The 3392-nt window shown below is 34.7% G+C and carries 2 protein-coding genes; both read right to left on the reverse strand.

The genetic code is table 11. From position 1 onward, the window contains the following. On the reverse strand, window positions 1–2572 hold a 2572-nt coding region (locus NE054_RS07440; protein ID WP_297890265.1), incomplete at its 3' end, for an efflux RND transporter permease subunit. 2 nt (window positions 2573–2574) lie between these two features. After that, window positions 2575–3270: an efflux RND transporter periplasmic adaptor subunit gene (locus NE054_RS07445; RefSeq protein ID WP_297890266.1), complete on the reverse strand. Its 696-nt coding sequence runs from the start codon at window positions 3268–3270 to the stop codon at window positions 2575–2577. Window positions 3271–3392 lie beyond the last annotated feature (122 nt).

Genomic DNA, 3392 nt, shown 5'->3' on the forward strand with positions numbered 1-3392 from the left:
AAACTGGGCTACCAAGAGTATCGTTAACGTTAGCTATCACGTATACAACCGGTTGAAGATTTTTTCTGTAAATATCACTTTCTGTACTAGATGGTCTAACCGTTACTAAAGAACCTAAAGGTATTCCACCCATAGGAGATGGTATTTTCATAGATAAAATGTCATCAATACTTTGTCTGTATTTTTCGTCTAATCTTACTACTATATGGACTTGGTTTAAGTCGTCTGAGGAGTGAACTAAACCAACTTTATGACCTGCTAAAGCTATTCTTAGTGTTTTTACGATAACATCTTCTGATAATCCGTATCTTTTTACCTTTTCCTTATCTATATCTATTTGATATTCTCTCTGTAAGTAGTTTGTATAAATGCCTACGTCTATTATGCCTTTTGTATTTTCAAAAATTTTCTTTATCTCGTTTGCAACTTGAAGTTGTCCTTTGTAGTCAGGTCCGTAAACTTCTGCTACTATAGGAGATAACACAGGTGGTCCTGGTGGTGATTCTACTACTGCAACGTATTTTGCTCCATTTGCTTTTGCAATTCTTTCAACATCGTCTCTTATTCTTTCTGCTATTTCATGAGATTGTTGTTTTCTATCGTGTTTACCTATCAAATTAATATGAATTTGAGCTAAGTTAGGAGCTTCCCTTAGGTAGTAGTGTCTTACAAGTCCATTAAAGTCAAACGGTGCAGGTTGTCCTACGTATATGACATAGTTTTTCACTTCATTAACGTTTTTTATGTATTCTGCTATCTGTTTTGCTACTCTGTAAGTTTCTTGTAAAGGTGTACCTTCTGGCATATCTAAAACAACTTGTAATTCACTTTTGTTATCGTAAGGAAGCATCTTTACAAGAACTGCACGACTTACCAACAACATTGCTGATACTACCAATAACATACCTGCAAATCCTAAAAACATCCATCTTTTTGCTCTACTTTCAAAAAGTGGCATATATACTTTGTTGAAGAATTTGACTAAAAATCCGGCTTTTGATTCATCTTCCTTAGCCAAAGTTTCTGGAGATTCGTGATGTTCATCGTGTTTTAACCATCTTATAGCAAGGTAAGGTGTAAGTATGAATGCAAGAAGCATAGAGAAGAACATTGCAACAGAAGAGTTTATTGGAATAGGTCTCATGTAAGGACCCATAAGACCTGTAACAAATGCCATTGGAAGAAGTGCAACTATAACAGCAAAGGTAGCAAGTATTGTTGGGTTTCCTACTTCATCAGTTGCAATTACCGCTGCTTCTTCTTGAGATACTTTTTTCATAGAAAACCATCTGTGTATGTTTTCAAGAACAACTATGGAGTTGTCAACCAATATACCTATTGAGAATATTAACGCAAAAAGTGTAACTCTGTTTAGTGAGTATCCGTACATCTCACTTAAAAATAGAGCAATTGCTAATGTAACTGGAATAGTGACAGCTACTATTAATGATTCTCTAAATCCAAGTGTTACAGCTATGAGTAGTACAATAGAAAATGTTGCTATTAAAAGGTGTTCTATAAGTTCGTTTGCTTTTTCAGATGCTGTTTCACCATAGTTTCTTGTGATTGTAAAGTTAACATCAGAAGGTATTATTTTACCTTTCATTTCATTTAGTTTTTCTATTATATTTTCTGCAACAACAACAGCGTTACTTCCTGTTTTTTTAGCAACTGCAATTGTGACTGCGTTTTCTACAGGTTTATTTTTGTTTTCTCCGGAAGCCTGTCCGTAACCAAATTGGACGTAGTTTTCAATCTCTCCTTCACCTTCTTCAACTTTTGCAATATCTTTTATTCTGATTGGTGCGTTGTTATAAACTGTAACTACAACATTTTCAACATCTTGTTTTGTTTTTAAAAATTGCCCTGCTCTTACTTTATACCTGTAATTATCTTTGTCAAACTCTCCTGCTGGAAGTGAGAAATTCGCATTATCTAAAGCTTGAACTACTTGAGGTAACATTATGTTGTAAGCGTTGAGTTTCGCTGGGTCAAACAGTACATCTATTTCTTTTGGTTTTGAACCAATAATAGTTGTTTCTGATACATTGTGAAGTTGTTTTATTTCATCTTCAACAACTTCTGCGATTCTTCTTAAGTCGTATGATGAATACTTGTCACTATGAAGTGTAATGGATAGTATAGGGACGTCATCGATAGATTTTGGTTTTATAATGGGGTCCATAGCCCCTTTTGGCATTTTATAGTAGTTGGACATAACTTTACTGTACAGCTTTACCAATGAATCTTCCGGATTGGCTCCTACTTTAAATCTAACTGTTACTATACCAAATCCATCTCCTGCATAGGAGTATACATATTCAACATCCGGAATTTCCCACATTAACTTTTCAAGAGGTTTTACTGCTAAGTTGTTTACTTCTTGAGATTTTGCTCCCGGATAAGGAATCATTATATCTATCATAGGGACTACTATTTGTGGCTCTTCGTCCCTTGAAGTTGTAAATACTGCAAAGAATCCAAGCAGTAAAGATGCGAGAACCAAAAGAGGTGTAAGTTTAGAGTTTAAAAAATATTTTGCTATCCTTCCGGCTAATCCGAGGTTTTCCATTCTTAACCTCCTAACCTACATCCATCACAGGCTTTTTCCGTTTGGGAAGAGATTATTCTATCTCCTGGTTTTAATCCGGATAAAACTTCTACCATATCTCCATAATCTTCTCCAAGTTTAACGTATGTTAGATGAATCGTATTATCTTTATCAACCGTATATACAGCTGTTAACTGACCCCATTTAAACACTGCGGTTTTTGGTATAACTATTTTTTTAGTTGTAGCTATTGGAACCAATACTTTTCCATACATTCCAGAGGTTATTGTTTCTGAGTATGGAATATCTAATTTAATCTTGAATGTTCTGTTCATTGGGTCAATGTTAGAATTTTTCTCTATAACCTTTCCAGTTATCTTTTTATCCCCAAGCTCAATTTCTAACTGGTCTCCTACTTTTACCTTGTCTAAAAGAGATTCATCAAGGTTCGCTACGAATTGAAGTTTTTTCTCTCCTATTATGAATATAGGCATTCCGGGAGCTGCCATATCTCCTTCATCGTTCATCTTCTTTATTACGTATCCATCAAATGGTGCTTTTATGACCGCATAACCTTCCATGATGTTCACTTGGTTGATTTTTGCTTTTACTTGAGATTCTTTTGCTTTTAGTTGGGCAAGTTTAGCGTCTACTTGTTCAACCATAGACTTTGCTGCTATCATTTTTGTTTCTATCTCTTCAAGTTGTTGTTTTGATATTGCATTTTCTTGATAAAGATTTTTAAATCTTTCGTAGGTTCTTTTTGCAAAAGGTTATATGTACCCTACCTTAAATTTTAGTGAGATTTTCATGAGAACCAACGAACCCGGATACGCTATGT

The organism is Sulfurihydrogenibium sp. (assembly GCF_027448985.1).
Lineage (GTDB): Bacteria > Aquificota > Aquificia > Aquificales > Hydrogenothermaceae > Sulfurihydrogenibium.